This window comes from Microcoleus vaginatus HSN003, from assembly GCF_022701255.1.
GTDB lineage: Bacteria > Cyanobacteriota > Cyanobacteriia > Cyanobacteriales > Microcoleaceae > Microcoleus > Microcoleus vaginatus_B.
Genome location: NZ_CP031705.1, coordinates 2,776,211 through 2,802,362, shown reverse-complemented (window position 1 = coordinate 2,802,362; position 26,152 = coordinate 2,776,211). Strand labels below are relative to the sequence as shown.

The window sequence follows — 26,152 nt, the reverse complement described above, 5'->3', positions numbered from 1 at the left end:
AAATAACTTCTAAACTTCTTCTTTCTCTCTTCCTTCGCGCCCTTTGCGCCTTCGCGGTTCATTAACTTACCTTAAAACAGTACCTTGCAAAAAACCTTCCAACTTTTCTGCATATTGCCGATTCGCGATCGCACTTGGATGAAGGTCATGAGGTAAATTATTATTGGCAGGTATTTTCAAATCAACCGAAATATCCGCCGTAGCAATTCCCTCCTCCCTTAATTCCTCCAACATCTTAGCAGAACCCGCATTAATTCCCGCCACAACTAACTTAACACCATTAGCCTCAGCCACACGGTTAAACTCTTGAATAATTGCCTTAGAAACCTCGTGACTTTTGTACAATCCCTCTTCAAATTGATTGTAATTAATTTCCAAAAAATGGCTTAATGCAGAAACCCGCATCAGCGGGAACTCGTGATATTCAAGTTTTGCCATTTTGTAGGTAAAATTATTTTCTCCATTCAGCCTAGCATCGGGCTGGAATAAAATACCAAGTTTATTCCAAGCAGCCATTTGCTTTCTTCTCGCCCTTAACAAAGTATTGCGACGGTCGTGAAATCCTGCATAAGCAATCACCGCAATTTTGGGTTTATTTGCTTGTTTTAGTGCTTCTTGGAATTGAATCAACGAGTGCAGCGTGCCGTAGCCGTTAACGCCAAAATTAACTATTTTATATTTGGGTAATTTATCTTGAAGCAACCAAGCATAAGTTTCGCTGTCATTCAATGACCAACCGTAGGTAAACGAGCAGCCAAATATCCAAATTTCTGGCTTTTTGGACGATAAACTGTAAGTATTGAGGGGATGGGTTATTCTTAAACTATTATTGAGATGAGTGGCATTAAATGAGTAATTGCCGTTAAGTGTCACCTTGAATTTACCCGGCAAATGCTTGTAGCCGAGTTCCAAGTCTTTCGTAAAAAAGTTACCTTTTGGTTCGACCACAACATCCACATTTTCTATTTGCCAGGGTTTGTATCCCGCAACTCGCAAGACAATTTCAGCCGTGGTGGTGGATAAAAAAATTGGAAAAATTAGATATGTTATTAATCTGAAAGCAATATTTTTAGCAAAGTTTTTTTCGCTCATTAACCTAATATGAAACGTCAGCAAAAGTATAGTAAACTGCCCTGCGAGTATTCTCTAGTTCAGGGCTCTAATTTAATTAGATTGAGCGCCTTCAATTCCTCCCCCAACCTACCCCACTCGATTGTTTGCGAGAATTAAATATTATTCGTAAAACCCGTGCCTACAAAATATTGGTTTAAAGTGAGATATTGCATCATTCTCAATTACTTGTTTAGGAACAGGCAAGATGCCTGTTCCACAAGAGATGAATTTTATTGTGGAACAGGCATCTTGCCGGTTAAGGGAGAATGGTGCAACATCTCAGTTTAAACTCACATCTTGCACCAATATCAGCAACGGGCTAGAAGCCCGTTCCACAAAAAATAAACTTGATTGTGGAACGGGCATCTTGCCCGTTCTTAAGAAGAGTGCAAAATATTGGTTTGAGCTAATTGATTAATTCCTAATAACCAGGCTCCTCCTCATACTCAGGAGTCTTAGTTTTCTCAGGGATATTCACCCGAGGAGCCTGGTAAGGCTTCGGTGCCTCATCGTCAGCCCAAGCATCAGCCTCCACATCATCCTCGTACTCGTACTCCACCACCGGCTGCTTCGGCAGAGAAATCTCAGCGCGAGTGTATTGCGGCTTTTCCTCGTACTCCTCCTCTTCGTAATCGTCCTCTTCGCCGCCCCAATTATCCTCTTCGTAATCCTCGTAATCTTCCTCGATTGGCTGCGGCTGTGCCTGCACCGCGCGCATCGGCGGCTGGCGAACCGGAGGCCGATTCCACTCTAAATCCTCATCCCAAGGAACTTCCTCCACAGCAGGCGCGGCTACCCGGCTCCGCATTTCCGGTGCAGGTATCCGCACGCCCGGGCCCAATTGATTTCCCGTAGCCACGGGTTTCGGATAATAACCTGGGTCGTCCTCTTCTCGTTCCCAAGGTGCTTGGCCCAAACCAACGCGCTCCAGCAAACCAACACTAAGCTGTCTGAGCCTTTCCTCGGAACCTTCAAACACAATCAAGCGATTCGGGCCGCTGCTGACAATTTCTTCAATCCCCAACTCGTAAGTGCTGAGAACTTGGTCGGGGATTTGGGGGATGCCCAGGGAAGCGATAATTATAGAAACTAACTTACCGTCTTCGGGGTCGAACCTAAAGCCTCGCACCCTACCTAAAAGTTCGCCGGTTTCGGTAATAACTTCGCTGTTAATCAAAATGCTGTAGACTTCAACATCAACATCATCTTCGATCGCGCTCTCATCTTCCACCAACAGCACGTCGCCGATTTCACTAACATTGCTGAGGAACATAAACCTCGGCATTCCAGCGACCGCAAATATATTATCACGCAGACCGATCGCCACAACTTCCCGCCGATCAATGTCCACCCATAATTGACTAACCACCCCCAAGCGTTTACCTCTGTCGCGGGTGATGACTTGAGTGCCGAGAAGGTCGGAGCGTTGGCAAATTTGTTCGGATGTCATCTAACTCTAATCCTGATTTATTAAGTACATATATCACCTCAACACGGTCAGTCGATTTTAGATTTTAGATTTTAGATTTTAGATGTACTCCACAGAGGAATGGGGGAGGTTGAACTAGGGTCTAAAATTTTGATCTATCCACGACTGTTGTCGGCTTGTATCCGTTTTTGGGTAGGGTCATCAACAGACACTCCGGGACTACAACTTCAGTCCTATGACTTGAGTATAAGCTCCCCGTGCTTGAGTAACACCAATTGTACGCTCAGCCGATTGAATCATAGGTCGCCGCAAACTCACAACAATAAACTGGGCTTGTTCCGACTGTCGCTTTATCATTCTAGCCAATCGCTCCACATTTGCCCCATCCAGAAACATATCCACTTCATCAAAAGCGTAAAACGTAGACGGGCGGTAGCGTTGCAGGGCAAAAATAAAACTCAGCGCCGTCAAGGACTTTTCGCCTCCAGACATGGAAGCCAGCCGCTGTACGGGTTTGCCCTTCGGGTGAGCCACCAAATTCAAGCCACTGCTGAAGGGGTCTTCCTGGTCATCTAGCTGGAGATAGCCGTCGCCTTCGGAAAGTTCCGCAAAGATAGTCTGGAAGTTCTCGTTAACCGCGTCGAAAGCTTCCTTAAAAGCGCGTCGCCTGAGTGTGGTAAAATTTTCAATTCTCAACAGCAGTTCAGTGCGTTCTCCTTCCAATGTCGTCAATTTTTGACTTAATTCTTGAAGGCGTTCTTGAGTGCGGTTGTACTCTTCCAAGGCTAGCATATTGACTGGTTCTAAAGCTTGAATGCGTTTGGCGATCGCCTTTACTTCCTGCTGCAATTCCGTCAAATTGGCTTTCTCGACATTTTCAGGAATCGACGGCACGGGGTCGGGCATTTCCGCCCGCTGCGCTTCCAATAGAGTGCGGATTGCGCTCAATTGTTCCCGGCGTTCTTGCTGGGTTTCGTGGAGTTTTTGCAACTGCCATTGTAACTGTTGTTTGGCTAAATGCTGTTCTCGCAGTTGAGATTCCGCCCGATCGCGCTCTCCTTTCTGCACGCCCAATTTTTCCTCAATTTCCTCCAAAGCCGCCTTAGCTTCGGCAATTTGTCGATCGAGTTCTAACTGCAGCGAAACAATGCGAGCGATCGCATCCGCCCCCGCGTTTTGCTGCACTTGCCATTCCTGCAACTTCTCGCTACCTTCCTTAATTTTCTCTTCCAAACGCCCGAATTGATTTTCCAAGTCTACAAGGCGCTGCTGGACGTTTCTCAGAGCCAATTCTCGCTCTTGGAGTTGCGCTTCTAGAGCGCGCAAACTCGATTGCATTTGCTGCCATTCGCTGTGACTGTTGGACTCTTCCAACTGCGCCAAAGTTTGTCGGTATTGCTGCAATTGATTTTCCTGTGCGGGCAATTCTCGTTCCAGCAACTGCAATCTCGATCGCGAATTAGTTAATTCCTGTGTATTTTTCGCAATTTGCGATCGCACTTGTTCCTGTTGCGCTTGCAAATTCTTAATTTCTGAATCCAACTGTTCCAAGCGCAACTGATGTTCGCGCAAATTCTGTTTGGCTTCCATCAATTCTTGGCTGCGAGTTTTGACTGCAACAGACGCGCGATCGATCGCAATTTTGCACCGTTCCAAAATCCGCTCAATTTCCTCCAACCTTTCTTGCAAAGAGGCGATCGTCCGCGCTTCACTAGCAGCCTCGCTAGCCTCAACCGTGCCAAAATGCAAAGTAGATCTATTAGTAGAACTTCCCCCAGTCATCGCCCCGCTAGTTTCCAAAATTTCCCCGTCCAAAGTGACAATCCGGTACTGTCCCAAATAGCGGCGGGCATCGCTGAGGTTGCTAAACACAACCGTACTGCCAAAAACGTAAGCAAAAATTTCCAGATACCGGGAATCGCAATCAATCAAATTAACAGCCGCATCCACAAACCCAGCCGCGCGCCGCAAATTTTCATTCACCGAATACCTGCCGCCTCTAATTTTATTCAAAGGCAAAAACGTCATCCTTCCCGCCCGTTTTTGTTTCAACAATTCGATCGCAGCAGCAGCCACGCTGTCATCTTCCACCACCATATTTCCCATGCGCCCGCCTGCGGCAATTTCCAGGGCCAATTGATACCGCGGTTCCACCCTGCCCAGTTGAGCCACCAAGCCGCAAACTCCGCCAATTCCGCTTTGCGCGACAATTTTTGCAGTAAACGTTCCCGTCGCTTCTTGCAGTGCTTGAAACTGCACTTCTAGTTTGTCTAATTTGCGCTGTCTTTCGCGCTGTTCTTCCAACAAACGAGTTTGAGTTTCCTGTTGCAGTTGCAATTCTTGTTCGGCTTCGACTAAAATCTGAGTCAGCGATTCTACTTGCAAAGATGCAACACCTTTGGTTTCCACAAGGCGAGATTGCTGCTCTTTTTTCGCTGCAATTTCCTGTTCCAATACTTGCAGCGATTGGTTTTGTTCTTGAATTTGACTTTGCAGGCGATCGGCTCTTTCGCCAATGGTAGCTTGTTCTGTACGCTGCGGTTCCAAAGTTTGTTGAATTGTTTCGATTTGGCGGTGCAGTTCCGTCTGCTGCTGTACCCAAACTTCGGCCGTCGAGGCGATCGCATTTGCAACTTCCCGACTTTCATCTAAACTTTGCTTGGCTGCGTCCCGCTGTTCCTGAAAACTCCCCTGCTGAGACTTAACATAAGATATTTCAATCTCAATTTGCTCCAAACTTTGGCGGAATTGGCGAACTTCCTGCTCGGTTTGTGCTATATTAGCAGCCATTTGCCCAGCAGTTTTTTCCAAATCCTGTTTGCGGTTTTGCAGTTGCCGCCGTTCCGCTTCCTGAGTCGCAATCGTCGCTTGCAAAGCCAACAATTCCGACTCTCCCAAAGCTTTAACGCGGGCATTCAGTGCGTCAAGTTCGGCGGTTGCTTCTTGAATTTGGGTACTAATTGCTTGCAGTTGTTCGGTGAGAGATGCCGAAGTGCGATCGCCCGTTTCGATTTGTTCTCGCAGTTTCCATTCTTGCTGCTGCAATTGGCGGAATTTCAGCACAATTTCCCATTGCGACTTTTCTTGAAATTCCGCCCGCAATTTTTGATATTTTTCCGCTTTTGTGCGATCGGAAGCCAGTCTATCGCGCTGAGAAATCAGCTCTTTTTCTACAATGCGGCTGCGTTCTTCCACCTCCTTAACTTCATCCAACTTCTGCCTAGCTAAAGAGATTTTGCGATCGAACTGAGCCACACCAGCTAATTCGTCAATGATTTCTCTGCGTTCCTTAGAATTCATCGAAATAATGCTCGTAACGTCTCCTTGCAGCACGACGTTATAGCCTTCGGGATAAATTCGCAAGCGGTTGAGCTGTTCGTGAAGTTGAGTCAGCGTGCAAGGTTGGCCGTTAATGTAATAAGTTGAAGTGTAAGTACCTTGGCGAGTTACCCGAAGTTTCCGCGTCACACTCCACTCATCCGATTTTCGATTTTCGATTTTGGATTTTCGATTGGTAGCGAGTAGTTGTCCGTTGTTGTCTTGAGTTGCTGCGATTTCAATCTCTTCTACGTCTTCAACAGATAACTCTTCCGATTTTCGATTTTCGATTTTGGATTTTCGATTGGCAGATGATTGGCCGTTGTTGTCTTGAGTTTCGGCAATATCTATCTCTTCGACTTCCTCTGCTTCAACAGATAACTCATCTGCTGCATTTTCCTCCTCATCTTCATCCCGGGCGAACCATTCCTCCCCCACATCTTCCAGCGCAAAAGTCGCAGTCACGCTAGCTTCGATCGTACCGCGTTTGTTTTGGGCGCTGTTGACCAAATCCGGCAAACGTTCAGCCCGCATTCCCTTGGAACTCGAAAGTCCGAGACAAAACAGCAAAGCGTCGAGGATGTTGGACTTCCCAGAACCGTTGGGCCCGGAAACCACAGTAAAACCGGGCAGCACGGGAATGGCCGTCGTGCCGCCAAAAGATTTAAAGTTAGTCAGTTCGATCCGTTTAATGTGAACCATATGCTAGGAGTAGCTTTGGCTCTAGGTTGTTGTCACAGGGTAGCACAGGCAATGGGGCGATCGACAATGTGTGAACTTTCCGGCATTGTCGATCGAACCGATATCTTACACCTTTGTTAACAACCGAGTCCGCTTTTACTTAAAAAGATCGTTGACAAAGGTACAACATCTGAGATCCGAGCGAGCGCTACAAATGAACGTAAATTTTGATACAGATAACTTCATGAGACTCGATCGATATTATTTGTGGGCTAAAACCTGAAAGCCTTGTCCAGAGCGAATGCCAGCAAATATAATTCCCGGAATTCCTAATGTTACCCCTAGACATATAAAAACTTTCCGGTAAAATCGAACCAAAATTAATAATGTATAAAGTAATGAAGCGCATTATGGAGGGCAAACCCATTACACCAGCTCAGAACTCATCAAACCTGCCAGCTTCACCTGAAAGCGACGAACAACAAGTATTACAAATTTGGGGTCGCGAACCCCTTAAAGGACACGTCAAAATCAGTGGCGCCAAAAATTCGGCCTTAGTCGTCATGGCAGGAGCCCTGCTCTGCCCAGAGGATTGCCGTCTCCGCAACGTTCCTGGTCTAGTCGATGTCGCCCGCATGGGGCAAATTCTCTCGGCTGTAGGAGTCAACTTACAGCAGAACGGGGACGTTTTAGACATCAACGCCAGCAACCTCATAGACGCTCAAGCCCCCTACGAATTAGTCAGCCAACTGCGGGCGAGCTTCTTCATCATCGGGCCGCTGGTAGCGCGTTTGGGATTTGCCAAAGTGCCCTTGCCGGGTGGGTGCGCCATCGGCGCGCGACCAGTTGAACTCCACGTTCGGGGTCTGCAAGCCCTCGGTGCCGAAGTCCACATCGACCACGGCACCGTTCACGCTTACGTCAAAGGGCCGAACCGCCGCCTGAAAGGAGCCAAAATTTATTTGGACTACCCCAGCGTCGGCGCAACTGAAACTTTGATGATGGCGGCGACTCTGGCGGAAGGAGAAACCATAATTGAAAATGCGGCTCAAGAGCCGGAAGTCGCAGATTTGGCGAATTTCTGCCGCGCCATGGGAGCAAAAATTCAAGGCGCTGGCACGAATACGATCGTCATTTCGGGAGTTCCCAAGCTGCACGCGGTAGACTATTCAATTATTCCCGATCGCATTGAAGCCGGAACATTTTTAGTAGCCGGAGCCATCACTCACTCCGAAATCAGTTTGTCGCCGGTAATTCCCGACCACCTGACTGCAGTCATTGCCAAATTGAAGACAATTGGCGCGAAAATTATTGCAGAATCCCCCGACATTTTGCGGATAGTTCCCGGCCAAACTCACTCGGCCACAGACATCGAAACTCTGCCTTATCCCGGTTTCCCCACAGATATGCAAGCTCAGTTTATGGCTTTGCTGACCCTGAGCGAAGGCGACAGCTTGATCAAAGAAACCGTGTTTGAGAATCGCTTGCGCCACGTAGCAGAGCTCAACCGCATGGGCGCAGACATTCGCCTTAAAGGCAATGTCGCGATTGTGCGGGGAGTGTCGCGGCTCTCAGGTGCGCCTGTCGTGGCAACAGATTTGCGGGCTTCGGCGGCGTTAGTGCTCGCGGGACTTGCAGCCGATGGTGTCACCACCATCAGCAGCTTGCAGCACTTAGACCGCGGCTATGAGCAGTTAGAGGTGAAACTGCAAAAATTGGGAGCTAAGTTGCGGCGGGTCAAAGAGGGTACAGACCCGGCGACTGCTGAGGCTCCTGTCAATCCCGTGCGATCGGGTTTAAAGTAGTCAGAAGGAAGAAGGAAGAAGGAAGAAGGAAGAAGGAAGAGGAAAAAAGGAAGAAGCAAAAGAATTCCCCATGCCCAATTCCCCATGCCCCATGCCCAATTCCCAATTCCCAATTCCCCATTCCCAACTGACTAAAATGTCGAACATACCGCTCATCGGTTTAAAAGCAGACCAGTTTCGCCACCCGCTAGACTTGGAAGCCACCAGCACTCTCAAACAACTGCCCGGCCTGGATTTGATGGTGCGGCAGTTGCTGGGACAACTGGGCGAACAGTTTTTTATGCTGGAAAATCTGGCTTCCAGCGTCCAAGTCGGCGAAAATCAATTGCCCCACCTGCATCAATTGCTGTTGGAAGCCTGCAAAACTCTGGATTTGGAGGTGCCGCAGCTTTATGTCCGCCAGCATCCAATGCCAAATGCTTACACCTTTGCGATGCGGGGAAAACAGCCTTTTGTGGTGATGCACACTTCTCTGATTGATTTGCTCACAGACGAGGAAGTTAAGGCAGTAATTGCTCACGAGTTGGGGCATTTGAAGTGCGAGCACGGAGTTTACCTGACTCTGGCTAATTTAATTGTCTTGGCCGCCGGTCAAATTTCGCCTGTGGGAACCGTGCTGGTGCAGGGTTTGCAGGCGCAAATGTTGGAATGGTTGCGGTGTGCCGAATTTACGTGCGATCGCGCCGCCTTGCTCGCCACCCAAGACCCAAAAGTGGTAGCATCCGTGCTGATGAAACTGGCCGGAGGTTCGCCGACTTTAGCTCCGAAACTGAATGTAGATGCGTTTTTGGCGCAGGCCCGGGCCTACGACGACCTCAGCAGCACTCAGCTCGGAGATATGCTCAAACAAGCTCAGACGGCTCAGTTGTCCCATCCTGTACCAGTATTGCGCGCCAGAGAGATCGATCGTTGGGCAAGTTCAAAAGATTATGAATCTTTGCTTGCAGGAAATCGATCTGTGTGTTATGATGGTGAAACCAAAAAGGGCGGGTGGCGAAATTGGTAGACGCATCAGACTCAAAATCTGACACCGAAAGGTATGAGAGTTCGATTCTCTCCCCGCCCACTGCTAAAAAAGCTAGTGATGTATTAATAAAGAACTGTGTGCTAGGTAGCCCAGTAGCTCCAAGTGCATATCTCATCACTTGAGTTCGCCCTGGCTGGTGGCTGTGGTTGGTAGCCGAGTATTTTCCGAACTTCAGTTGAAATAACTCATGACCAACCGCACTATTACTTTCATCTGCTTTTTTATGTAATAAAAACAGAAAAAGATGAGTAATCAGGCAAGCAATATACCATCTGTGGATTTAGCTATCGTTCCAGGCACAGTTTATAATATCCAAGATTGTGTCTGGAATCACTTAAGTAAACTGTATACTCTTGATTTAGCCACAGGTAAAGCAACATTCATCGGTGAGCTCATTACAGAATTGTATGATATTGCCTTTGTTGATTCACAACTCTATGGCATGGAGCGAGTACCAGGGTAAGAGCATCTCAATCAAGCTTTACAAAAGGAGTTGAGAACAGTCATCATATAATCATTATTCATAGAAGCCTGTTTGATTTTTTGACGAAGACTACGCTGCAATGTTTTCTCCTGATTAAGAGCGTTAAGTGCCATCCGTCTCAGGATCGCAAAATTACGAGGACTATGACCTGAACGAATCCGACATTTATCCTCATGGAACGTGACATCTAAAGTCCAATGAACTTGGTTTTCAATCGTCCAATGTTGACGAATGGCACGACCAAGAACTTGAGCATCCGCAGGCAGAGAAGTTAGATAAAATTGGACTTCACGAGTCGTTTTGTTCCAAAGATGGCGGATTCTTTCAATAATGACGATGGTTTGCAGTCCCGACCATTGGTCTTGTTGATAAAGACCACCGAAAGCCTCAAAAGGAACAGCCCAAACATAACGTTTTTCAGTGCGATGGTGTCCCTTTTCAATCTGTTGGTTATAACTAACGTTAATGCCTTCAAAGTTATTGGCTCTTCTGGTATCAAACCATTCTTTAACCTGAGAATGTAAAGTGGGATGATTGGCTTTAAGAGATACAATATAATCAGCTCTTTTGTGGCGAATTTGTTTCACAATCTCGGTTTGAGTTCCCATCGCATCAATGGTAACGATCGCCCCGGTCAGGTCTAATAATTCTAAGAGTGCCGGAATTGCCGTAATCTCGTTGGAATGATCCTCAACTTTAACTTGCCCTAAAACTAAACGCTGTTCACTTGCCCAAGCCGTGACCAAATGCAAAGCTTTTACCCCTTGATTACGGTCATAAGAACCTCTAACACTTTTGCCATCAATGGGGATAATCTCGCCAACAATCGAACCAAGCATACTTTGAAGCCACTTCGCTAAACATTGTTCTAAAGCCTCAGGATTGATTCTTTCAAAAACTCGTCGAAAAGTATCATCACTAGGGATACCATTGGGTAATTCGAGAAATTCCTCTCACCATTGCTGTTTAGCGATGCCATAATTTTCCATGTCTTCCCAACCTTCCGCACCACCAATGACGGCTAAAATAGAGATTACTAAAATATCTTTTAATAAGTGTTTTTGGGTTCTTTGAACTCTGGGGTCGGGGAGCTCTGCTACATAATTCAATAAATTGGCTTGGATTTCGCTCAGAGGTGTTAACTGTCGTTTTTCTGCTTTTTTAGCTTGAGATTTTACAGCGAGTTTCAATCTAGGTGCAAAACCCTTTGTCATTGTCTTTAACTCCGTTTCAACTTGATTGACTTTGTTAAGATTCAAACTTGATTATAGGTTTAAGTTCGGTTGACAGATATAAAGTCTATTGGCGGTTTTTTGTCAAGTACAATTTATACCAAATTAGATGAGCTTACCCTGGAGCGAGTACGAGCTCGATAAAATGCTCGTTGCTTCTGACTTCGCACCACTGAAAGAAGAGAAAGATGTTGCGTTTTATGACGAAAAAAAAAATTATCTACCCTTCTAGATAGACTAATAGTCATCCCCGGCTCGGTCAAACTTGGGACACATCCTAGCAGATGCTGAGTTTATGAACACTAAAGGGATAGTCCTGCATAGTCAGGACTACCGACCAACCGCACTGTTACTTTCATCTGCTTTTTTATGTAATAAAAACAGAAAAAGATGAGTAATCAGGCAAGTAATATACCATCTGTGGATTTAGCTATGGTTCCAGGGACGGTGTATATCCAAGATTGTGTCTCGAATCAGTTAAGTAAACTGTATACTCTTGATTTAGCCACAGGTAAAGCAACATTCATCGGTGAGCTCATTACAGAAATGTATGATATCGCCTTTGTTGATTCACAACTCTATGGCATTGAGCAAGAAGGGGACACAACGCAGCTCGTTAAAATTGACATCACAACAGGTGATACGATTGTCATTGGGGATACGGGCTTTGCTACAGTCGGCTTGGCTTATAATCCCCAACGTCAAACCCTTTATGCCAGCACAGCTAAACAACTGATTGCCCTTGATATTAAAACAGGAAAAGGTACCCCAGTAGCTACCGTAGCTAATAAAGACTACAACTGTGGTGAACTTGCCTTTGATAGCAATGGCATAGCATATATCACATTAATTAGCTACGAAAAGAAGAAATTACTTGCTAGATGCAATCTCGATACTAGCGAAGTTAAAACCATTGGTGATACCGGATTTCCTGGTATTGGCAGTATGGAATTTGTTGGCAATGTCCTGTATGGCGTTACGGGCAGATTTTTTAACTTGGGAAAAGACGGTCAATTAATCCGCATTAATACCAAGACAGGTAAAGGCACATTAGTGGCTCAAACCAAGCCTAGGGGTCGTTGGGCAGGCCTTGCCGTTTATCAACCCGCACCAGAAGTGATCCCAACCATCACTTCAAAAGTTAACACTGAAGCTACACAAGCTCCACAACCAACTACTACAACTCCTGAGGAAACTATGCAACTGTTAACCATTGATACCAAAGAAAACTGTTACGTTATCAATACCGATCAGATGAATAACTTGCAACAAAATGTTGCTAAGTCTCTGACATTAGACAAAGGAACTTTTGACATCCAAATTACCAGTGGTACCTACAGTTATAGTGCCGACAATACCGCCGGTGAGCCTTTTGTTTTTCTCTGGATTTATGGACTTGATGGCAGTACCTTTATCAACACAAAGACAGGTGTTGAGACAGGTGGAACTTGGGCAACTTTAAACGGCTATAACGACAAATTGCAGTTAGATATCAAAGAAAAAGCTGTAGTCTGTGCTTTATTCTTTGATATCTATAGTGATGATAATCAAGGACAAGTCACTGTTTCAATCACTGGCAATCAACAGAATCCCCAAACTTTAACCGTTGATAGCAAGAAAAACTGCTATCCGCTTGATAGCAATACTCTCTCAAATCTTAAAAAAGCCAATGCTAATTCAATCGAGTTAGCCCCAGGAAACTATCGCGTCAAGATTCGGGAAAGCAATGCCACTTATGGAGCAGAAGCAAAAAATTTCCAATTAGAACCTTGGGCATTACTCTTGATTCAAGGGGGAAATTTTATCTCCAAGTTGACAGGAAATGAAGTTAGCGAAAGTTGGTGTTCCTTAAATGGCTTCAAAGATGACGTTATTTTTGAAGTCAAAGAAAAAACAACCATCTCCGGCTTCTTTTTTGATACATATATAGAAGATAACGAAGGGCAAGTTGTTTTAGAAATCAACAACATCACTGATGTAGAAGTAGCCGAAGGATATGGAGGGTCATCAATAACATCTGGCACGGGCAGCAGCGAAAGCACTGTTAGTGTAGTGGGTGGTGGTAGCACAACTAGCTCTGGTGGTACAGCAGTTACCTCTGGTGGTGGTACAACTAGCTCTAGTAGTACAGCAGTTACCTCTGGTGGTGGTACAACTAGCTCTGGTGGTATACCCGTTACCACTGGTGGTACAACTAGCTCTGGTGGTATACCAGTTACCACTGGTGGTACAACTAGCTCTGGTGGTGTATCAGTTACCACTGGTGGTACAACTAACTCTGGTGGTATACCAGTTAACACTGGTGGTACAAGTATTTCTGGTTCTGAAAATATCAATATTGGCAGTGGATTTAACTTCAGTTTTGACCAAGATCAGATGGAAAAAATGTGGCAGCAAATGGCAGCCCAAATCAATACTTCCATCACAGTAACAGGTGACCCAAACGAGAAAAAAGAAGCTTATTGGGACAATTTGGAAAAATGGCTGCTTAAAGGCTATCAAACTCAAGCTAAAGACTTAGGCATGAGGGTAGCACGGCTGGACTTTATGTTTAAGACTCTTACCCAGCAAATGGAAGTTAGTTTTAATCAGAATTTCCACAATTGGTCGGGGTACTTCAACAAAAATCTCAACGACTTATTTATTTCCCGAATCCCCCGCATTGTTAGTGAGCAGGTGAATTTAAGAATCTCTGAACAAACCCAAGAGATTAAAAATTTAGTCGTGCAACAAATGCAAACCGAACTCAATGAGCGTATTGAGTCCGTCGTTAATCTCAGAGTGTCTAATCAGACTCAAGAAGTTAAGAACCTCGTAGTTCAGCAAATGCAAACTGAACTTGAGCAACGGATTGAGAATGTAGTTAACATCAAAATTGCCAATCAGTCTACAGAGATTAATACCACGGTAATTAATCAAATATCGGCTGATATTGATGAGCGCATTAGTAACTCGGTTAATGTCCAAATCGCCAATCAATCTCAAGAGATCACTAATCAGGTAATTCAGCAAGTCCAACAAACTATTGATCAGCGTGTTGAGAATGTGGTGAGCATCAAGATTTCTGATCAAACCCAGAATGTGAAGAATCTGGTGATTCAGCAAATGCAAACTTACATCGATCAACGCATCGATAATGTCGTGAACCTCAAAGTGTCTAATCTATCTCACGATATTAACACTCAAATTGTTCAGCAAATTCAACACGACATGGATCAGCGGATTAATGCGGTAGTTAATCTCAAAATTGCTGACCAAAGCCAACACATTAAAAACCTGGTCATTCAGCAGATTGAATCTAACATTGATGACCGCATCAATACGGTTGTTAATCAATCTAGCACGAGCAACGTGCAGTTAGTGACTAATAATATTGTCAACGATCTTGACAATCGCATTAATGTTAGCTTGGATAACAAGATTCTCAACTTCCGTAATGATGTCTCTACAATCGTCAAAACTGAGCTGAACCAAAACTTCACGCAGAACCTCAAAAATACGATTTTTTCAGAATTGAGACAGCAACAATTCTACCTGGATATCAACTTGATCAAGTCAGAAGTTGAGAACTTCTACTCTAATCTTGCACAGTTTGAGAATCAGTTCTATTTACGCATTGAACAAGGGGACACTCAACTGTATAACTGGACGCTGGAACAACTTATTGCTCTCCAAGGTTGCTTAACAGATCGTCAGGCTTTAGGGGATATCTTTGAATCTTTCGCCAAGAGACTCAAAGACGAATTAGAGAATGCTGAATGCGTTCGTCCCGATCGTTTTGGTTCTTGGGTAAGAACAGATATGCGGTCACAATTTCAACCTACGCAATCTCCGGAATTACCACAAGGTTAATCAGTAGGTAGACATCTATATTGGGTGTCCGAAGAAAGGAACGAAGCAATCCCAAACCGCAAGCGAATTGCTTCTTTCCTCTATTCGGACATGATGGTATTGATTTATGTTCACCGCCCACTGCTAAAAAAAGCTTAATAAATCTAGGGTTCCAGGTAGACCACCGGGAACCCTAATTTATAGATATCCACCATGATCGACGATTGCATTCAAAATTTGATGGCAGAAATGCACATTCCTGAAATGTCGATCGCAGTGGTGGAAGCAGAGGAACCTGTGCTAATCCAAAGCTACGGTTTCGCCAATATAGAACATTCGATACCTGCGACTGAACGCAGGGTTTATGAAATTGCATCAATCGGTTAAAATATCCAATCGCATGGGAAGTTTTATGGGTGAAATCGCCGCTTTAGGCGCTGCATTTGTCTGGGCTCTATCTTCGACAATCTGGCAGCGAGTAGGACAGGAAATCCCCGCAGTGGTGCTAAACTTGCTCAAAGGCGCGATCGCCCTTTTCATGCTCCTTGCCACTGTACTAATTTTAGGAAAACCCTTACCCGCAATCAACCCTAATATTTTAGCAATGCTGCTGATTAGCGGCGGTCTAGGAATTGGCATCGGAGACACCGCTTTCTTTATCGTATTAAAATATTTAGGCGCGAGGCGAACGCTGCTTTTAGAAACCCTATCTCCCCCTTTAACAGCTTTATTGGGCTTAATATTTTTGCAGGAAAAGTTATCGCCCCTTGCTTGTACTGGCATTCTTTTAACAATCTGCGGCGTAGGGTGGGTAATTGCAGAACGAACAGCCGAAACAACCTTATCATCAAAACATCTTTGGCAGGGATTAGGTATTAGTTTATTAGGACAAACAACCCACGCCGTTGGAGCAATTTTATCCCGCGCCGCCTTCACTCAAATAGATATTGATCCTCTGTGGACGGCGGCCTTGCGTTTGAGCGGTGGTATGGCAGTCATGCTGTGCTTTTTGAAGCCAACAAACCTTGACAGTTTCAAACAATTAAAATCCTCAAAAATATTAGCTGCAATAATTCTGGCAGCTTTTTTAGGAACCTATCTCGGAATTTTCCTGCAACAGACTTCGTTGAAATATGCACCCGCAGCAATCGCTCAAACACTCAGTTCTACCAGTCCCCTATTTATACTGCCTTTAGCGGTGCTGGCGGGCGAAAAAGTGAGCATTCGGGCTGTTTTGGGGGTAGTTGGTGCGATCGGCGGAATCGCCTTATTATTGGGTTTGAAGTGATTAGATTTGAGACATACAGCGGAAACCGCTGTAATTATTGCTAAAAAACATTGCCCCGCAAGGATTTGGGGAATTTTTTGAGAAAAATTAGCACACTAAGTACGGCAAGCCCTGGCAGGCAGTCAACATTGCCAAAAATATAACTAACGTGGCGATGACTCTAGGGCAAATTATAGAAGTTGTTGCAGTTGCAATGGATATCCATGCAGGCAAAAAGGAAGGAGAATTATATCAGAAACTGGATGAAGCTCGTGGCGAGAGAATGAGTCAGTTTATTGCCATTGCCCAAGCCCTCGAAACTCAGATATAATAACAACTCCGACAAGTTATAGCTATAGCCAGCGTAGTTAGGACGTGGACTATATTGATTGCGATCGCCTCTACCCGATTTCAATGGCTCAACCTTACAGTAATGACTTCCGGCAAAAAGTAATGCCAGCGATTGAGCTGGACAGTCTCAAGAAAAGTGAGGCGAGCCAACTGTTCAATATCAGTCGCAATACAATCAACTTGTGGTTCCAACGCAAAGCCGAAACGGGTGATGTTAAGCCAAAGCCGAGGCAAGCATCCCAACAGAACGGCTTTGATCAGGGATTGGGAGAAGTTTCGAGACTTTGTCAAAGTGTATGGGGATAAAACCCAAACGGAGATGGCACAGCTATGGGATGAGGAGATTAGTCAACGCACGATTTCCCAGGCATTACGGAAGATTGGCAATACTCGTAAAAAAAAACATACGGGTATTGCCAACGGGATGAAGCCAAACCGGCAGCCTTCTTAGAGCAACTCTCGAACCCTTTCATCGCCTCACCTGGTCTATGTCGATGAGTCTGGTATGGATGAACGAGATAACTATGGCTACGGGTACTCACCCGTAGGGGAACGTTTCTACGACCTCAAATCAGGCCAGCGACAGGGACGCATTAATATGATCGCTGGGTACCGAGATGGTCAATTTATTGCACCATTTACGGTCAAGGGAGGATGCAACCGCGCTGTGTTTGAGACCTGGCTAGAAACGTGCTTAATTCCAGTGTTGCGTCCGGGTGAGTGGGTGATTATGGATAATGCGACGTTTCATCATGGCGGTCGGATTACCCAATTGATTGAAGCCACAGGGTGTCAGTTGGTCTATCTGCCGACCTATTCGCCGGATCTCAATCAAATTGAAAAGTGTTGGGCCTGGTTGAAAAGTCGGATTCGCAAACTATTACCCAACTCAGAGCATTTGCGCGATGCCATCGAAGTCGTTCTCAAGCAAGCTGCGTCTTAATGAATATGGCTATGGCCATAGATGATTTTATCCTTTAGAGATATACTGTTTAAGTCCAAAAAATGATCATCGACAGGTTATGAAACTACCAAAAAAAATAGACCTTATAATTGACGAAACCTATACCCTTACACTACCAGGATGGGGAACAACGGGCATTTTTCGGACTTATGAAGTGATTCAAACCAGCCAGGTAGTGGATGTTTTACCAGTAGATCGTGAGGATGATGATGAGGATTTAGAAGAACCTAAACCTGGAGAGATACGGATGATGATTACTGGCGCTAGCAAAGATGAAGTGTTCAAGATACGGGGTTTAAAACCGGGACATTCTATGATTCAGTTTTTCCAGCAGCACGCTGGGAGCAGCGAACGACAAAAAGAACATCTCCTTGAGGTTAACGTAAAAGGCTAAATAAATAGCTTTTACGATCACTGCGATCGCCAATATCAGCTCGAAGCTGAGAACTTAGCGATCGTCCTACCCAGCCTCCATCCCCGACCTTCACCCAATTGGCGGCGGTTGAGAGCGGGTTGAGGCGATCGCAGTACCAAGAGCGAGCTAACTTTGATTCTAAGAGTAGGTCAAGCATACAGCCTTTTCTAACTTTGTGTAGTACAGTAACAGCAATGAGTAAACCAATTTTCAATATCTTTAAGTGTGAGGGAATCAATCGCATCAACTAAAGCGGTTTCGACAATATCTCGACACCGAGCGGCCACGGCGCGTAAATAGGCTTTGAACTTAGACCAACAGTTTTCAATCGGATTAAAATCGGGAGAGTAGGGAGATAAATAAATGAGTTGCGCTCCAGCTTGTGTAATCCAAGCCTCAATAATCTGTCGAGAGTCTGTACGGCGATGGAGGAAACGGCAGTGCCGTTTCCTGATTTCGGGCTACTCTTACAAATTGCAACTCATATCCCCAGATAATTGACTGAAACGCGCATTTTCCCGGTAGTCTACCGGACAATCAATCACGCAAGGGACATCTTGAGCCAGGGCTTCTTTCAGAATCGGAATTAAATCGGTTGCAGCTTCCACTCGATAGCCTTTTAAACCCATACTTTCCGCAAATTTCACAAAATCGGGATTGCCAAATTTGACGAAATCTGAATGACCAAAATAATCTTGTTGCTTCCATTCAATTAAGCCGTAGCCGCCATCATTAAAGATCAGCGTCACAAAATTAGTACCAACTCGCAAAGCAGTTTCTAACTCTTGACAGTTCATCATAAAACCGCCGTCGCCGGTGGCTGCTATTACTTTGCGATCGGGATAAACGAGTTTTGCAGCCACCGCACCCGGAATCGCAATTCCCATCGCCGCAAATCCGTTAGAAATCAAACAGGTATTCGGGCGATCGCAATGATAGTGCCGCGCGATCCACATTTTGTGAGCTCCCACATCAGATATAAGAATATCTTCCGGGCCCAGGACTTGCCGCAAATCGTAAATGAGTTTTTGTGGCTTGATGGGGAAACCGTCGTCGCCTGCATATTGTTCGTACCCAGCGCGAATATCCGCCCGCAATTGCTTAGCAAAAGGGTCTACTTTCTCCATGCGATCGGCACGCTGCAAAATTTCATTGAGGGAATCAGAAATATCTCCCACAACTTCTATAAGAGGAATATAGCTGCTGTCAATTTCTGCTGGCAAAGATCCAATGTGAATAATCGGAATTTTTCCTTCGGGATTCCACTTCTTCGGGGAATATTCAATCAAATCGTAGCCAACAGCAATCACTAAATCTGTTTCTTCAAAAGCACAACTAATATAATCCCGTTTTTGCAATCCCGTCGTCCAAAGTGCCAAAGGATGAGTATAAGGAATTACACCTTTGCCCATGAAAGTATTAGCTACAGGAATATTCAATCGAGTAGCAAATTGTGTCAAAGCATCGCTGGCGTTAGCACGTATCGCGCCGTTTCCTACTAAAAGCAGAGGACTTTTTGCCTTGGAAATTGCCACAGCGGCTTTATTCAAGCTTTGGTAAGCGCCAAAAGTTTTTTCGCGGTTGTCTTTGGTGAGCGGAGTTCCTTCAGCAGGCATTGCTGCTATGTTTTCAGGTAAGTCAATGTGAACTGCTCCCGGCTTTTCACTTTGAGCTACTTTAAAGGCTTTGCGGACAATTTCGGCCGTCGTGCTGGGGCGAACAATTTGAGCATTCCACTTAGTAACTGGCGCAAACATGGCAACCAAATCTAAATATTGGTGCGATTCTATGTGCATTCTGTCTGTGCCGACTTGTCCGGTAATTGCTATTAAAGGAGCGCCGTCTAAGTTGGCGTCAGCAACTCCTGTCATTAAGTTAGTTGCGCCGGGGCCCAAGGTGGACAAGCAAACGCCGGCTTTGCCGGTGAGACGACCGTAAACGTCTGCCATGAATGCGGCGCCTTGTTCGTGGCGAGTAGTAATAAATTTAATTGAAGAGTTTCTCAGGGCTTCTAGAACTTCTAAATTTTCTTCTCCTGGAAGTCCGAAGACGTATTCGACGCCTTCATTTTCTAAACATTTTACCAATAATTGAGCTGTGTTCATTTCCGTTTCTCTCCTCGGTTAATGGTTTTTTTTGGTCTTTTTCAACCGATCGCAAAAATACTAAATGGGAATTTTTAACCGCAGGTAAACGCAGATAAACGCAGACTTATGTAGATTTGTGCGATCGGTTGATAGAGTGGGAGCTTATTTCACCCACACTGTTTTTATGTTAACAAATTCGTGCATTCCTTGGATGCTCAATTCGCGTCCGTAACCGGAGCGTTTGATGCCGCCGAAGGGCAATCTCGGGTCGGATTTTACTAAACCGTTGATGAATACCGCGCCGGCCTCTAGTTCGGAAATAAAGCGATCGCTCTCTGAGTTTACTGTAGTCCAAGCTGACGCACCCAAGCCAAAAGATGTGCTATTTGCGAGCGCGATCGCCTCATCCATGTCTGCAACTCGGAATACTAAAGCTACGGGCCCGAAAAATTCTTCTTGACGGGCAGAGGCATTCGGCGGAATGTCTGCCAGAATAGTTGGCAAGTAGAAATTGCCGGCATTCTCTGACAATGGGCTGCCACCTGTCAGAAGTTTTGCTCCCGATTGGACGCAAGTTTGCACTTGATTGTCCAAGTCTTTGAGGATTGCGGGAGTCGCTAAAGGGCCGATCTCCGTATCTGGCAACATCGGATCGCCTACTTTTAATTGCTCGAATTTTTCGACAAATCCTGTGATGAATTCGTCGGCAATCTCTTCTGCTAAAATAAAGCGTTTGGCGGCGATGCAAGATTGACCGTTATTGAGCATCCGGGATGTCACCGCAGTTGATAAAGCTGCAGCTACATCGGCGCTGGACATCACAATAAATGGGTCGCTTCCTCCCAATTCCAGCACTACTTTTTTCAAATTCTTGCCCGCATTTGCTGCCAAACTTTCACCCGCTGGTTCGCTACCGGTGAGAGTTGCTGCTTTTATACGATCGTCCGCAATGATATCGGCTACTTTGTCGGCGCCGACTAACAAAGTTTGAAAAACTCCTTCGGGAAAGCCTGCAAGCGTAAAAATTTCTTCGATTTTCAAAGCGCACTGAGGCACGTTGGAAGCGTGTTTTAGCAAGCCGACATTGCCCGCCATCAGTGCTGGCGCCGCAAACCGAAAAACTTGCCAAAATGGGAAATTCCAGGGCATGACGGCTAAAATAGGGCCCAGCGGTTGGTAGCGGACAAAGCTGCTGCTAGCGTCGGTAGTTGCCGGTACATCTGCCATAAATTGAGCAGCATTTTTGGCGTAATAGCGGCAAACTAAGGCGCATTTTTCCACTTCGCCGATCGCAGATTTGAGCGTTTTGCCCATTTCCAGGGTCATCATTTCAGCGTAAATTTCGCGATCGCGCTCCAAGATATCTGCAGCTTTCTGCATCCACAGGGCTCTCTGCTCAAACGGCAGTTGGCGGTATTTTTTAAAAGCTTGCTGTGCTAATTCCAGCTTAGCTTCTATTACCTCATCCGCGATCTGCTCGAAAGTTTTCAGCGTTTCTCCCGTTGCCGGGTTGATAGTAGCAATAGCCATGGTTTCATCTCCTGTGTGAAAAACACAAAACTCCCTGCTAGTTTTCAGCCTCGGCAGGGAGTTGTATCAAGGTATTACAAAATAGGAATTTACCAGCCACGTTTTCTTTCAGGTCTTGCCAAGTTGCAAGTGCCGCGATTTGTTTAAATTTCTCTACTTTTAATTATAGTTCAGAGTCTCGATCGCAAATCTTAAGAAAATTTGTCTTTCTGAAATCACGCACAAATCCCCAGAACAGGCTAGACGGCCTGTTCCACAAAAGTTAAATGTTCTTTTGGGGCGTCCCGCCCGCCCCTGCCAGCTTTATTCACAATTAAAGGTGCAAGATGGAGGAAATATCTTGTCGGGTATCCCGCCCGCCTTGGATTCTCAAGAACAGGCTTTGCGGCCTGTTCCAGTACATATTTCTCAATTCCTCTCCCTCAAACAGACTGTTCCTGGACGTAATCCTGCACGTAAGACTGATAGTAATACCTGCTGCCTTTATCGTTATTCGCCACCATTCCTAACAGCGGAATTCCCGCCATTTTTAAATCTTCAAAAGCCAACAACAGCGCCTCCCGCTCAGTTTGATGCAGCCCCACTACCAGCATCAATCCGTTAGTGTGAGCCGCCAACAAATTCGCATCCGCCAAACCCAAAAGCGGTGGAGTATCGTAAATAACTAAATCAAAATGACTTGACAAAGCTGCCATTAAATGCGGCATTTTTCGGGAAGAAAGTACCTTTGTAGGATCGAGAGGAACCGGGCCGGAAGTTAACACAAACAAATTTTCATCGCGGGGCGATCGCATAATCAACTGTTGCACATCCACATCATCCGCGATCGCATTGTGCAAGCCTTGCCAATTCGGTAAACCCAGCATTTCGTGTACCTGCGGGCGCCGCAAATCGGCATCCACTAACAGCACTTGCTGGCCCATTGCAGCAGCAGCCCGCGCCAGATTGACTGCTACAGTAGACTTGCCGTCAGCTACTTGACAAGAAGTAATTACACAAGAATTGATTGGAGTATCAAGGTTTAGTAAGCGAATATTCGCATTGAGCGATCGAAAAGCTTCTTGAAAAGCATCCGTCGGCATCGGCGAAATTGCCACATCCACCGCCCTTGTCTCAGCAGGAGGAAGTCTCAAAATTTTATCGCTAGCAGGAATTACCCCCAACAAAGGCAGGCGAATCGACTGTTTGACATCCTCTGGAGTTTGGAACACCGTTTTATTGTTAAACCGTTCCGCCAACTGCGCCGCCAGCATACCAAACAGCAAACCAGCCAATCCCCCCAAAGCCAAATTCAAAGGCATAATCGGAGCAACAGCCATCAACTCGCCATTTTTGTAACGCGGAATTTCCGGCTTAGCAATAATTTCCCAAGCCACCTCTTTTTTGCCCACAGATTCAAGCTGTAAAGCTTGCTGTTTGGCCACCAAACTATTCAGCGTATTGTTAGTCAAATCCAACTCGCGCTGCAAATCGGAATAGCGCCGCAAAATCACCGGGAATTTTTGAGAGTATTGATTCAACTGCTTAGCAGCTTGTTCCAAAACTTGATTCCGCACACCCAGCACCTGAATTAAATTAGCAGTACCGACAAACTGCTCGATTAACTTAATCCGCACCGGATCTTGAAAAGCCAGCACTTGTGAACTTACCTTAGCCAAATCAGTTCCCAGAACCTGTTGGGCTTCTTTCTTCAACAAAGGAATCAGGTTCTTGCGCTGTTCTCGCAACAATTGCATTTGCGGAGTTTGGTCTGTAAACGTAGCCGAGTTAATCGCAATTTGTCCTTCTAATTGCTGCAATTGGGTCAGCATCGCTTGATAGCGGGGAGCTTGACTCAGAGCCGAGGCCATCAGCGCTTGCTGTTGGTTGAGTCCGAGCTGATTTTGCAGATTAGAATAGAGCAATCTCTGCTGATTGAGCTGCGTTTGCGCGTCCAATCTTTGCGCTTGAAGTTGGCTGATTTGCTGCGAAAGCTGTTGGGTTTGAATTTGCGGATCGATGAAATTGTACTGCTGCCGCAATTTTTGAATTTCTGTTTGCAGAGCTTGTTGGCGCTTTTGCTGGTTGGGAATTTTCGATTTTACAAAATCCAGAGTCTGACTAATTTGAGTGGTGGTATCTTGCACGCTGTAGTTGCGGTATCCTAACGCAACTTTGTCCAAAACAAACTGAATTTTTTTCGGGTCATAATCCCGATATCTAACTTCGATAATTTTGGTATTTTTGAAGCGATTAATTGACAGCCTGGTTTCCTGAGAAAACGGCAAATTATCTGCTTTTTGGTTCAAAAGGTAATTGTAATTTATTTCGGGATACTTAGCCTGCAACTCTTTAATAATAGGCGACATTACTTGCGGACTTTGCAAAACTTGAATTTGGGATTCGTAGTCAAAACCGCCCTTTTCTTGCGTCGCCGGGGCCGCTGGTTGCAGTTTCAGCTCACCGGAGTAGATTTGGGCTAAAGTATTTTGCGTAACTGCTGGTTCTACTAATAATTGAAAGCGCCCTTCGTATTCGCTTTTTTGATTCAGTGTCCATGCGAAAACTCCTGTAGTCACTGCCGCTGCTACGCCGATGACTAAGATGGAGCGACTGCGGCAAACTTCCCAAAAACTTAACTCTTCTTCGTCAGTTTTGTTTCTGTTTAAAAATTGATCTTCTTCATAAAGTCCCGAAGATATTTTTTGCAGATCGGCGGCTTTTTTATGATTAAAAAGTGCTATTGGAGATTGTTTCCCTGGTTTCATTTGATTTCTACAACTTATTAGTTTAAACGTCTGTATTGGTGGCCGAGTTTCAGGAATCCGGTTGATTTCTAGATATTTGATTACCCAACCGTAATTTTTTCTAGAAACCGGGTTTCTGAGGTTTTAATGCCAGTCTATTCAAATCACCGAAAAATATCGAACAACCGGAATATTCCTAACAGCGGGCTGAGAGGAGCGAGAGTCCCGCCTACATTATCCGAGAACGTAGCGCGGCCCGATCGCCTTACCATAATTACATCATTATTTTGCAGTTTGGGGTTAGTTTCTTCATTGGCAGTTGCGGAAAAATCAACCTTAACATTTAGCTGCGAAACGGTACCATTAGGATTGAGGCGAATTAAATTCACCGAATCCATTTCGGCCCGCGCTTTATTAAAACCTCCCGCTGCTACCAGCGCTTGATTTAAAGTAGTGTTGGGCAGCACCGCAATCGCTCCCGGTTTCACCACTTCTCCCACAATGTTCACCCTAATCGTATCCGGTGAAAAATTAGAATTAGCAACTTGTTCGTCTTGGGTTTCATCAAGGTTTTCGGCTTTGGGGACGATTACCGTATCTCCCTGTTGTAGCGCTAAATCTTGGGATACATCTCCCCCTTCCAAAAGTTGCCACAAATTCACATTAATAATTTGTTCTGTACCCGCCCGCGTCAGGCGGCGAACTTGTATTTGTCTGATATTAGCTACCGGCGTAATGCCGCCCGCCATTTTAATTGCCCTCGTTACAGTTTGCTGCAAAACACTTTCCCCGCCGTTGGTTTCGCTGGCAGCAAACAAACCAGAATTTTCACCCATTTCATTCTCTTGTACCCTACTTTGAGCCTCTTTTGCCAAAGTATAAGTACCGGGGCGAGTTACTTCGCCCACCACAGCAATATTAATGGGTTGAGTGCTTTGTCCGGTAATGTTAGCGACTGCTAAAGTCGGTGCTTCTTGGCGGTTGAGGCTAGTTACAGTGGGAATAAATATAGTATCGCCGTCGCGCAAAGTCATATCGGCCCGCAAATCGCCGTTTTGCAATAATTCCCACAAATCCACACTAATAATTTGTTCCGGTGCGTTGCGCTGGGGGCGGCGGATTTTGATTTGGCGCACGTCTGCTGACTGCGTAATTCCGCCGGCCATTCGCAGAGCCCGCGATATCGTTGGCATTTGAGTTCCCATTTGCTCTGCTGTGCCTCCGGGACCTGCTGCCGAGGATATTGTATAGGCTCCGGGGCGGTTAATTTCGCCCGCGATCGCAATTTGCAAAGGACGTGGCGCCAGCAGTTTCAGGGTAATCCAAGGACGTTTGAGGTATTTGCCGTATCGGTCTTTAACAGCATTAGAAGCTTGTTCTAAGGTCATCCCGTACACCGAAACGCTGCCAATTAACGGCAAACTCAGGGAACCGTCGGCCTGTACTTGGTGTTGACCGTTGGGCCCGCTGTATTCCGGGACGTTGAAGATGTCCATTTGAATACGATCGCCCGCTCCCAAAGTGTAAACTTCCGATCGTACACTTGAAGGTGCACTTGCCGGAAATCCCTGAAATCCCGGTGCTGTCGGTACCTGTACAGGAACAGGAGAACCCGTATCACCAGGAGGAGGAGGAGGAGGCATAAACTGCGCCGCCGCAGGAGATGAACCAACCGCCGCGAGCACTGACACTGTTAAACTTTGGGCAATTAAACTTTTGATAGCATTGCTTGCCCAATAACTTACCTTGCAGCTTTTGCTGGAAATGTCTCCCTGATCCCCTCTCCTTGCAGCAAAGGGGAGAAATTCTTCCCTTTCCTTCTCCGCGAAGGAGAGAGAAGGGTGAGATTTTTTCTCAAGTTGCACCTTGCGCGAATAACTTTTCACCACCAT

The 26,152-nt window shown here is 45.6% G+C and carries 18 protein-coding genes, 1 tRNA gene and 3 pseudogenes; 12 read left to right on the top strand and 10 right to left on the bottom strand.

From position 1 onward, the window contains the following. Positions 1-66: 66 nt before the first annotated feature. Positions 67-1,092, bottom strand: a complete 1,026-nt coding sequence (locus D0A37_RS12185; RefSeq protein ID WP_242724536.1) for an SGNH/GDSL hydrolase family protein — start codon at positions 1,090-1,092, stop codon at positions 67-69. Positions 1,093-1,318: 226 nt separating this feature from the next. On the opposite strand from D0A37_RS12185, the gene D0A37_RS12180 reads away from it, so the two are divergent. Continuing rightward, on the top strand, positions 1,319-1,531 hold the full coding sequence (locus tag D0A37_RS12180) for a hypothetical protein (protein WP_242724535.1): 213 nt from the start codon (positions 1,319-1,321) through the stop codon (positions 1,529-1,531). 3 nt (positions 1,532-1,534) lie between these two features. On the opposite strand, the gene D0A37_RS12175 is transcribed toward D0A37_RS12180, so the two are convergent. Then, positions 1,535-2,563, bottom strand: coding sequence for a PRC-barrel domain-containing protein (locus D0A37_RS12175; protein ID WP_242724533.1), 1,029 nt, complete (start codon positions 2,561-2,563; stop codon positions 1,535-1,537). A 198-nt stretch (positions 2,564-2,761) separates the two neighbouring features. Next, positions 2,762-6,562 (bottom strand): chromosome segregation protein SMC, encoded by a 3,801-nt coding sequence (smc, locus tag D0A37_RS12170; RefSeq protein WP_242724531.1) that lies wholly within the window; start codon positions 6,560-6,562, stop codon positions 2,762-2,764. 365 nt (positions 6,563-6,927) lie between these two features. On the opposite strand from smc, the gene murA reads away from it, so the two are divergent. The 4 genes from murA to D0A37_RS12150 all read left to right on the top strand — a co-directional run bounded on the left by murA (position 6,928) and on the right by D0A37_RS12150 (position 9,836). After that, positions 6,928-8,346 (top strand): UDP-N-acetylglucosamine 1-carboxyvinyltransferase, encoded by a 1,419-nt coding sequence (gene murA, locus D0A37_RS12165; RefSeq protein ID WP_242724530.1) that lies wholly within the window; start codon positions 6,928-6,930, stop codon positions 8,344-8,346. Between the two features lie 136 nt (positions 8,347-8,482). Further along, complete coding sequence (locus D0A37_RS12160) at positions 8,483-9,352, top strand: M48 family metallopeptidase (RefSeq protein WP_242725496.1); 870 nt, start codon at positions 8,483-8,485, stop codon at positions 9,350-9,352. Continuing rightward, positions 9,331-9,412: transfer RNA gene (locus D0A37_RS12155), tRNA-Leu, on the top strand. The genes D0A37_RS12160 and D0A37_RS12155 overlap by 22 nt, the downstream gene beginning before the upstream one ends. A 205-nt stretch (positions 9,413-9,617) precedes the next feature. Continuing rightward, on the top strand, positions 9,618-9,836 hold the full coding sequence (locus D0A37_RS12150; RefSeq protein WP_242724529.1) for a hypothetical protein: 219 nt from the start codon (positions 9,618-9,620) through the stop codon (positions 9,834-9,836). Positions 9,837-9,847: 11 nt separating this feature from the next. Here the strand turns inward: D0A37_RS12150 and D0A37_RS12145 are convergent. After that, positions 9,848-11,071: pseudogene (locus D0A37_RS12145) on the bottom strand (ISAs1 family transposase). A 127-nt stretch (positions 11,072-11,198) separates the two neighbouring features. On the opposite strand from D0A37_RS12145, the gene D0A37_RS29000 reads away from it, so the two are divergent. From D0A37_RS29000 to D0A37_RS12115, 7 genes and pseudogenes are all read left to right on the top strand, one after another. Continuing rightward, on the top strand, positions 11,199-11,321 hold the full coding sequence (locus D0A37_RS29000) for a hypothetical protein (protein WP_278187193.1): 123 nt from the start codon (positions 11,199-11,201) through the stop codon (positions 11,319-11,321). A gap of 158 nt (positions 11,322-11,479) precedes the next feature. Then, positions 11,480-14,941, top strand: coding sequence for a hypothetical protein (locus D0A37_RS12140; RefSeq protein WP_242724528.1), 3,462 nt, complete (start codon positions 11,480-11,482; stop codon positions 14,939-14,941). A 192-nt stretch (positions 14,942-15,133) separates the two neighbouring features. After that, positions 15,134-15,307, top strand: coding sequence for a serine hydrolase domain-containing protein (locus tag D0A37_RS12135; RefSeq protein WP_242724527.1), 174 nt, complete (start codon positions 15,134-15,136; stop codon positions 15,305-15,307). Positions 15,308-15,332: 25 nt separating this feature from the next. Next, positions 15,333-16,208: a DMT family transporter gene (locus tag D0A37_RS12130; protein WP_242725491.1), complete on the top strand. Its 876-nt coding sequence runs from the start codon at positions 15,333-15,335 to the stop codon at positions 16,206-16,208. Between the two features lie 154 nt (positions 16,209-16,362). Continuing rightward, entirely contained in the window at positions 16,363-16,518 is a 156-nt protein-coding gene (locus D0A37_RS12125) for a hypothetical protein (protein WP_242724526.1), read from the top strand. A gap of 83 nt (positions 16,519-16,601) precedes the next feature. Next, positions 16,602-17,481 (top strand): annotated as a pseudogene (locus D0A37_RS12120) (IS630 family transposase). 79 nt (positions 17,482-17,560) lie between these two features. Next, the gene (locus D0A37_RS12115; protein ID WP_242724524.1) at positions 17,561-17,896 is read left to right on the top strand and encodes a hypothetical protein; all 336 of its coding nucleotides are present in this window, start codon (positions 17,561-17,563) and stop codon (positions 17,894-17,896) included. Here the strand turns inward: D0A37_RS12115 and D0A37_RS12110 are convergent. The 6 genes and pseudogenes from D0A37_RS12110 to D0A37_RS12085 form a co-directional block, all read right to left on the bottom strand. Further along, positions 17,880-18,074, bottom strand: a complete 195-nt coding sequence (locus D0A37_RS12110) for a hypothetical protein (RefSeq protein ID WP_242724522.1) — start codon at positions 18,072-18,074, stop codon at positions 17,880-17,882. The genes D0A37_RS12115 and D0A37_RS12110 overlap by 17 nt on opposite strands. 123 nt (positions 18,075-18,197) lie before the next feature. Next, positions 18,198-18,294, bottom strand: a pseudogene (locus tag D0A37_RS29450) (transposase); the annotation flags it as partial. Positions 18,295-18,384: 90 nt separating this feature from the next. Then, entirely contained in the window at positions 18,385-20,022 is a 1,638-nt protein-coding gene (locus tag D0A37_RS12100) for an acetolactate synthase large subunit (protein WP_242724521.1), read from the bottom strand. A 144-nt stretch (positions 20,023-20,166) separates the two neighbouring features. Continuing rightward, a complete protein-coding gene (locus D0A37_RS12095; protein ID WP_242724520.1) occupies positions 20,167-21,534 on the bottom strand; it encodes an NAD-dependent succinate-semialdehyde dehydrogenase in 1,368 nt (455 codons plus the stop codon). A 422-nt stretch (positions 21,535-21,956) separates the two neighbouring features. Beyond that, a complete protein-coding gene (locus D0A37_RS12090; RefSeq protein ID WP_242724519.1) occupies positions 21,957-24,281 on the bottom strand; it encodes a GumC family protein in 2,325 nt (774 codons plus the stop codon). A 143-nt stretch (positions 24,282-24,424) separates the two neighbouring features. Then, the gene (locus D0A37_RS12085; RefSeq protein ID WP_242724518.1) at positions 24,425-26,152 is read right to left on the bottom strand and encodes a polysaccharide biosynthesis/export family protein; all 1,728 of its coding nucleotides are present in this window, start codon (positions 26,150-26,152) and stop codon (positions 24,425-24,427) included.